Raw genomic sequence first — 8353 nt, 5'->3', positions numbered from 1 at the left:
AAGGCTTTTCGCTCTCACCAGAAACGGCGTCTTCAAGGTTCTGCTTGATGCGATTACCTAACTGCGTTGTAGTGTTAGCAGATGAACACAAGTCCGTACTTTATCGTCGGACGCCGGAAATGCCCAAACCGGAGCTGTGGATAGGACGCGTGATGGCCTTTCGGCCAGAGAACGTTGTGGGCGTAGGCAAGATGACGTGCATCATGCTGGAAGACGGCACCGATATGTACATTCCCTGGTCTATCGCCACCACGTACGCAAAAATTGCAGAGTATTACGGTATTTGCACCGCCGCACATCGCCATCTCTACAAAGAGACCACCAATTGCAGCCAGTATGTTCCGCTCATTGCCGCCGCCGGGAAAAAAGTCTTCTGTGCGTTTAAGTGCTGTGCCAAAGCCGAATCCCAAGGAGCGGGTACGACGGCCTACATTGCCGCATCTCACATTGTTCGCCGAAGTAAGGTTCCGGGCGTATCCGCCGAAACTATCCTTCATCTCAGTGACGGACGCGACTTTCGTGTCTACATGCGTGAGAAGAAGGTCATCGAGCGCATTCGCCAAGCCTCTCTGCTCATGGGCATGTGGCGCAGCCGTCAAAATGACAATCCGATTTTTCTCTGCCCAGCGGACTTCTTTCACCAGTCGTAAGCGATTCAAAGCAAGTTCATCGGTTGCGACTGCTTCCTGCAGAGTCCATGCCGCGCGCCACGCTCTTCAGGTGGCGCTTTTGTCATTTGCGGGTAGCACGTCATCGAGACACAGTTGTCCGTCGGGTAAGATGCCCACCCACCGCGCGGGTGATACGTGAAGTGTTGCCTGTCCATTCGTGAGGTCTCGCAGCTTCTCCTGCCACAATGCCTGCTCTTTGTCGGGAATAACCAGGCACATGGACACATTTTCGCCAAAATTTCTCCAATGGACGGACACATTCTCCACCTGTATCATTCGGTCGATCCGTCCATAGTCTCCATAACTGCACTCTAATTGGAGGTCTACATACAATTCACAGCGCATCAGGGTGGCTTGGTCTAAGACGGCCAGTGCGGCCTCTGTGTAAGCATGGACCAACCCGCTCGCTCCGAGTAGGGTCCCGCCAAAATAACGCGTGACCACCACCAGCGCGCACTGCACCTCGCGTCGCCTGAGAATTTCGAGAATCGGCCGACCCGCTGTGCCGCTCGGTTCGCCATCATCTGAAAATCGCTCGATGGGAACAGACCCGCTGCTTCGCCATGCATAACAATGGTGCGATGCTTTCGGGTGCGTCTCTCTGAGCAATCGCAAACAGACTTCAGCTTCGGCCTCATCCGAGACGCGAAAGACACTCGCGATAAATTTAGACCGCTTCACTTCGGTGCTCACGGACAAACCGTTACATTCCCGAGAAATCGTTTGAAAAGGCTGCACGCCGCACCTCCCTTTTTCTTCGTGAAACCTCGTGCAGGCTAGGGCTTCCCCTCGTAATTTCTTGTGGACGGACAAAAATTTTCTCCGCGCTACGAAATCTTGTAACGTGCCCCTTGTTTGCGTCGTCTATGTATTGTCGCTGACGAAACCTGCCGCGACAACATCGCCTGACGGAAGGAGAGACAAATGAGCCCGTTTTGCAGTGCTATCGATGGTGTTCGGTGCATAGTTATGAATTGTTGTGCAAACGAAGCTCGGCAAAATATCCAACAATTGTCTCACGGAAACGCCGGAAAATGTAGGACTATTCATCAAACGTCAGCCAATTCACGATTATAGCTTTACTCGCAACCAACCTACCAGTATAATCAGGCGGTGAGACGAGGTTTGGAACTAGACCACAGAGCATCAGAACAGCATCGCAAACAGCGAAGTCGCTCTATTCTCTGTAGTCTCCCAGAAAAAAGTGAATGAACTTGAGAAATTTCGAAAGGAATTTCTCGAAGTATGTCGTATTTGGTCTGTTAGCGCATGGACAATTCGTGAACAACCGCTTCCTCACAGACAATCAACAAACGAGGAAAGCACGGCTACTGAAGGGAGGGATGCCAACCTACGCGCCGCATGTTGCGCCGACGGAAAAACTGTCGGTAGGGTCTATTCCGTTCAGACTCGCATCTGTTACGACGTAGGGGCATGCACAGTGTATCGTTGATAGGGTGTTTGACACCCTCTCTCAGTAGTCGCAATGAGACCCAAACTCAAGGAGGAGAATTACACTTGAAACGAGTCCTTACAGGTATCGCTGCAGCAGGCGTCGTCCTCGGCATGACCGTTCCGACCGCTTTTGCTGCTACCAACTCCAGCATGAACATGAAGGCTATGACCTGGAAACAGGATCAAATTATGCTCGGCACATCGAGCATTGGCTTCAAGGGCTTTGAGTCCATGTACGCTGGCACAGAGACCACGTACATGCCGATTTACTACTTGAACGAGTACCTCCACAAAATGGGCTTCGGCGCATCTTGGGATGGCGTGAACAAAGTCTGGAGCATCACGACTCCGACGGGCGTGACCGTGGACACCAGTGCCTTTGGCACCGCTGGACAGGGTACGGCTGGCATCTACGTGAACGGAACGCTCGTGCAGATGACCACACCGAAGTTCGCGAAAGACCCAGCTTCGCACGTTGAGACCACGTACATGCCGATTTACTTCTTGCTCAAAGTGTTGCAGGGCATTGGCGTAGCGCAGCAGAGCGACTGGAACGGCAACACGGGTGTATTAACCTTGGTCAAGCCAGCCGTGACCACGCCGACCACCACCGCTCTCAGTGCCATCTCCATCAACAACCAGTCCAGCGGCACAGGCTCAGTGTCGAATCCAGCTGTGGTTCTCAATGGTGGTTCTGCTACTCTGTCCACCACGTTGACGGATGCCATGGGAAACCCGATTCCGAACACTCAGGTCACCTTTGCCTTCTCGCAGGGTAACATGGCGGCCACCGGCCTAACCGTCGAGTCAAACGGCAACGTCCTTGCTCCGCAGGCCGTTGGTCAAGGAGCTACCGCGACGGACTATGATGTGTACACCAACAGCAACGGCCAAGCAACTGTGACGGTTTCTGGACCATCCGGTCAAACCGCTGCGTACTCCGTGACGGCTAGTGCGCCATACCAGACGTCTTCCGGAGTGAGCTTGACCACCTCCGCCGTCAACGTTGAGTTTGTTGCTCCGGGTTCTGTTGGCATTACTCCATACGCAAGTAATGGAGAGTACGAAGCGAGCTTTGGCACGGCTGTGCCGGTCACGGTCACGTTGCCTCCCGTCAACGGCACGGCGCAGTCCAACGTAGAGCTGACATTTACGGCGACATCCAAGGGCGGCGGCAATCCTTACTTCACCAACACCAGTGGCGCCAATATGGGGAGTGTAGCTACTGCCTTCACGAACAGTGCGGGTCAGGCCACGGTGTGGTTGAATGACTCTGTGGTTGGGGCAGACGACACAGTCACCGTGACTGGAACCACGCCAACCATGAACATTAACGAATCCACGATGATTCAATTTGTTCAAGCGGGTACTCCGGCTAACATCGAGAATCTGTCCGTCACGAACTCCAATCCGACTGCAGGCCAAAATGTAACCATTTCAGGTACTCTAGTGGACGCATCTGGGAACCCGGTGCCAAACGCGCAGGTCTTGTTGGTGGGTGGATACAACAGTAACAACGGAACGTTTGGATACGTTTCGGGCACGACTACCACAGACTTCCCGGATGTCACCATTGCAGAGGGCGTTCCTGCAAACTCGACCTACGGCGATGTTCTCACGACCAACTCCGCAGGTGTCTTCACGGCAACCGTTACGGATACTTCGGCCGAAGTGGATGGCTATGCGCTGTATCCTGTACAAAATGGCGTCGTGAGCTCGAACACGCCGTTGAACTACAGTAGTACGGTGTCGACCACTGTCAACAACGCCGACGAGGCTGGTAAGTTTACCGGCGAGTTGGACTTTGCTGCAGCAACCGCATTGTCGAACATTACGGCGTTTGGCATTGAGCCGACTTCCGTGACTTCCTCGGACGGCACGACGGTGACCGGCATCGACCAGCAGGCAGGGAACATCGCGACAGCGTACTTTGCTCCCGTCAGCGCCTCCGCGGCCATCACCGATCAGACGATGAGTTACAATCTTTCCGTGTCGAACGGTGGAACCATCAACCAGATTGATGGAGTCAACTTGCTCAATGCGGTGTCTGCAACGACGCTCAATGTTACGTATTACAGCAGTGATAGCGGCGATTACTACTTGCTCACCGTGCCTGGCGGGTTTACCGTTGGCCAGGCCAATTACACCGCCTTGCAAGTTAACGTTACAGGGAATCCGAGCCTGACGAGCGGGGCCTACTTCGTATCGCCTCTCCTAACAGGTACAGAGCTGTTCTCCGTCGGCGTGAGCAATACGGCTACGGGAAACACGGTTCTCTCCGTAACCTCTGGTAGCGCGAAAGCGTCCGCGACTTTTGGCTTCTCGGCAGGTGCAGTAGACGAGCTGGCTAACGTAACGCCAGTGTCCGCACAGATTTCCACTGGTCAGACGGGTACCTTCCAGTTTACCGTCGAGGATGCTAGCGGAAATCCGATTCCGGACACCTCAGTTCAGGTGGACTTGACGTCGACTGCACAGCCTCTGTGGATTACGCAAGTCAACGGTCAGACGCTGGAGCAAAGCGAGTCCATTACCGGAGGAGTTGCTACCGAGCCTACTCCGATTCCTCTTTATACTCCGACTGCTTGGTCCTCTAAGGCACCATACTCTGATGTGGTGATTCCAGGAGTCGTGAATGCGTCGAGTGTTGGAATGGGTACGAGTACCTCGTTCTACATCTACACGAATACCAACGGGCAAGCTACCTTGACGGTTCAGAATGGCAACGTGCCTTATTACGACGGCAGCTATGCTGGAGACATTGGAACTTCCTCCGCGGCTTCCACCGGTGGAACGCTCCAGTTGGGCCTTAACGGGACAACGATTCAGCTCGGCACAAGTGGTGTCGCGTCGGCACAGGGTGAGATTAGCTTCCCCGGTGTGGCGCAGACTGTGTCTGCGGGCTCCGGGTTGACACTGAGCACTGCAGTTCCGTCTGGACAAACGGCATGGCTTGCACCGGCTAACACAAGCACATTTACCGCAGGTCCTACTGAGACGAGCGCAGTAGCCGGAAGCACGTCCATTACGGCCCCGACCAAAGCTGGAACGTACTATTTGTACATGGTTAATTCGTCAGGGACCGTGCTGTCTACTTCAACGTACACAGTGACGGTGACGGCAGGGGCACCTGCCAAGGCGACGGGGCTCACCTACGCGTCGAGTAATGTGACCGTACCGACCAGCGGGTCAACCAATGACGCTGTGACTACACAGCCTACGGTCACAGATGCGTACGGTAATCCGGTAACTGCTGACGGTACCTACAGTATTTCTACTACGACTGGCGTATCGATTAATGCGAGTACCGGTGAATTGACGATTACTTCCTCGGCTTCCACCACTGGTAGTGTAGTTGTTACTTACACTCAGGGTAGTGCGACGGAAGAAGTCACAATTAGTTTGTCGTAAGGCTAGGTATTAACTTTGCAAGCGCGGGCCATCAACTTCGGTTGTTGGCCCGCTTTTTTCGGAAGGGACTATCGTTAAAGGAGCATGGCTGCATGATTCTTATGGTTGTCGTTGTGTGAATCGCCTTTCTGGTGGGGTTCGTGTTTGGAGCCTTTTGGCGGGGGAGAAACGGTCGGTAGGCGTGGGTCGCCTCCGGCCTTTTTCTTATTGTCGGCCATCGACCCGTAGCCCTTCGCTCGGCTTAGGCCGCCGTACGTAGGCTATCCCCATCTCTCTTCCTTTTCCAGAGAAACGCTCGCTCCTTCATGCACATTGGTTCCAGCAGGGAGGCTTGGAGTTCGGTCGTCCGACGACCGCTTGATGCGTTTCCCGCGAGCCTCCGGCCTTTAGAGGTCGGGCCGCTATACGATTCCATCGCAATCCAAGCGAGACTCCCGAAGTGACGATCCTCGCGAAGCCCGCGGCGATCCGTGTTGCGCGCCATCGTCCGGGCGCGGATGTGACCCCGAGCGATGAGCATGTCGCCGAGATGCGACGTCTTTATAAAGCGGAAGACTATGCGCCCGTGATCTTTTATATAGAACCACACGCCCCTATGACATGAAATTGTTCTATAATAAGAACGTCTATACAAGAAATGGAGGAGAATGGGGGAGTAAAGGGTGAAATTTGCTTCAAAAATAGTGATGGCTGGCGCCAGTGCGTTAGCGGGTATTTCTATGATGAGCGCTGGTAGCTTTGCGTTGTTTACAGCGCATGCCCAAACTAAGCATCAAAGCTTTGCGGCAGGCGTAGTGGACATCGGACTCAAAGGGCAGAACTTCGGCACATTTTCCGACCGCAAAGCACAGCTGAATTACTTCAATATGGTCCCAGGAGACTATGCCACGGGTTACGCCGTTGCGAGAAATACGGGGAGTGTCAACGAGATCGTCAACGTGGTCACGACCGCCACCGGCCCTATTTTCTACGACGATGGGTTGAACAATGGGTGGGTGCAGACCCAATATGGTTCAACAAGCAGCGCGTTGGAGCAACAGTCTCCCATTCAAGCATCTGCCAAAGACCGGGTATACACCGAATGGCATCCCGATTTAATCTCCGCGACGGAAGCCCCAAACCACCAAGGCTGGGAATCTTATGACTACCAAGCGACTGGAGACAATGCTGCGTATGAGACGGACAATCACCCCGCCTTCTACAATCTCGACTACGCGATTTATTCAAGCAGCAATGCCCATGCTCCGACCGTATCGCAAACAGTTGGCGGACGCCTATTGGTCTCTGGGGACGATATACTGGCTCGGCATGTTATTCAGCCGCAGCAAGCAGTCACACTCTCTTACCAAAACAAAGGCCACCATAGAGCGGTGCACACACAGCCATGGGTAGCAGGGATACTCGGAAGATACGATACAGCGGCGGACAAGAAAGGCGACCAGACTCTTTGGAAGAGCGGTACACACTCCGCAGGTACAGATATCTCTGGTAATGCCGCGCTGAATGGTATCGTGTTGGCTCCAGGACAGTATTTGGTGGTGGAATACAGCGGGCAACTCCCGCTCAAGGCGCACAACGACTATCAAGACGCATGGGGCACGGTGAACGTTGCGTTTGACGCTGCACAATATGAGAACAATCATGCCAATGTGCAGCAGCCTCAACTCGGAGCAGTCCCCAGTAGCAAGCAACCATCACCGTCCAGCCCGACAGGCAAATACTCCATAAGTGGATATGTTGTCAGTTTGTTTGGCACATTTCAATTGGGAATCCCCAACGCACGCATTTGGCTGGAGAGAGACGGAAGTTTCAGCAAAACACCTTACTACACCAACGCCAACGGATTCTTCGACATCCCGAACGTGAGTCCGGGCAGCTACGAAGTGGTTCTTGGAAACCCTCAGAATATCCTTGAGCAAATTGCTGTTCGAGTTGTAAATTCTGATGTCAGTCACATACAACTGCATTCAAGGGTCAATGCAAACAATTTTATAAAAGGTGTAGCGCAGTTGTATCCAGTTCCTGATTTTAAGAAACAACTGAAGTTCTTTAAGGAGTTGCAGACGGATTTTAACGATAAAACGCTTTCCGGAGTTGACACGATTTTTTCGGGGACCAACGTCCTTCTTCCTGGAGGTGAGCACGCAAATATCGAAGGGGTTGCGTACGTGCCGGGGTATCGGTCAGGCAATGGACTGAGGTCGGCTGAAAAGGTGGTAGAGAGTGCTTACACGTCTGCCGTGGGGCCATTACAATACGCGAACGCTCGGGAACTGTTTTTACCGATGAAGGAAACAGACGAAAAGGCGTTTATCGCGTCAGCCATGAAAGCGGATGGTGTACTATATGCGAGTCCCTCCTATTATGGCGGTCCGGGCGTTAATGTGGTGATGCAACCTACTGCGCGGTATCGTTCGTTCATAAATCAGATCATTTCCATCTACGACAACATCTCTTGACACGGCGTGCGCCAACAGGTTGAGACGCACTCAACGTCCGTGGAGATGAACCATAGAAGCAAGCGGTCGCCCTTCCGGAAATGACTGCTCATCACCACTGGAATGTTTCGTACCACAACCTTGCATTGCCAGGCAAAGGGCCAGTAATCCAGCGGTAAGCCAAGCGACGGAAGTCTTCATGGGTTACTCCTCCTATTCCAGGATAGTTGGCAGCGGCACTTAATAATTTGGGACTGCTGAATGAACTAAAAACCCTGTTGCAGCAAGGATTTCGGGCACGATTTGTCGAATGAAAGTGTATGGATTTTGAGCGGATTGAGTAAAAAACCGTGCACTTGGGGGAAGGACATTGTACGC

Annotated in this window: 5 protein-coding genes; 3 read left to right on the top strand and 2 right to left on the bottom strand. The window is 53.2% G+C overall.

Going from position 1 to position 8353, the window contains the following annotated elements:
• The coding region (locus M4I36_RS12830; protein ID WP_258112148.1) for a hypothetical protein at positions 1-650 on the top strand (650 nt) is incomplete at its 5' end.
• A 66-nt stretch (positions 651-716) separates the two neighbouring features.
• Here M4I36_RS12830 and M4I36_RS12825 read toward each other — a convergent pair.
• The gene (locus M4I36_RS12825; RefSeq protein ID WP_258112147.1) at positions 717-1409 is read right to left on the bottom strand and encodes an IMPACT family protein; all 693 of its coding nucleotides are present in this window, start codon (positions 1407-1409) and stop codon (positions 717-719) included.
• A 780-nt stretch (positions 1410-2189) separates the two neighbouring features.
• On the opposite strand from M4I36_RS12825, the gene M4I36_RS12820 reads away from it, so the two are divergent.
• The gene (locus M4I36_RS12820) at positions 2190-5537 is read left to right on the top strand and encodes a beta strand repeat-containing protein (protein WP_258112146.1); all 3348 of its coding nucleotides are present in this window, start codon (positions 2190-2192) and stop codon (positions 5535-5537) included.
• A gap of 662 nt (positions 5538-6199) precedes the next feature.
• The gene (locus tag M4I36_RS12815) at positions 6200-7996 is read left to right on the top strand and encodes a TasA family protein (RefSeq protein WP_258112145.1); all 1797 of its coding nucleotides are present in this window, start codon (positions 6200-6202) and stop codon (positions 7994-7996) included.
• 30 nt (positions 7997-8026) lie between these two features.
• On the opposite strand, the gene M4I36_RS12810 is transcribed toward M4I36_RS12815, so the two are convergent.
• Positions 8027-8176 (bottom strand): hypothetical protein, encoded by a 150-nt coding sequence (locus M4I36_RS12810; protein ID WP_258112144.1) that lies wholly within the window; start codon positions 8174-8176, stop codon positions 8027-8029.
• Positions 8177-8353: the final 177 nt, after the last annotated feature.

This window comes from Alicyclobacillus sp. SP_1, assembly GCF_024706985.1.
GTDB lineage: Bacteria > Bacillota > Bacilli > Alicyclobacillales > Alicyclobacillaceae > Alicyclobacillus_I.
Note: the sequence above shows the minus strand (reverse complement) of the source record. Positions and strands in the feature narration are given on the sequence as shown.

Excerpts from the sequence above, each read along its gene's own strand:
- M4I36_RS12810 (WP_258112144.1), bottom strand. The coding sequence starts at position 8,176 with ATGAAGACTTCCGTCGCTTGGCTTACCGCTGGATTACTGGCCCTTTGC.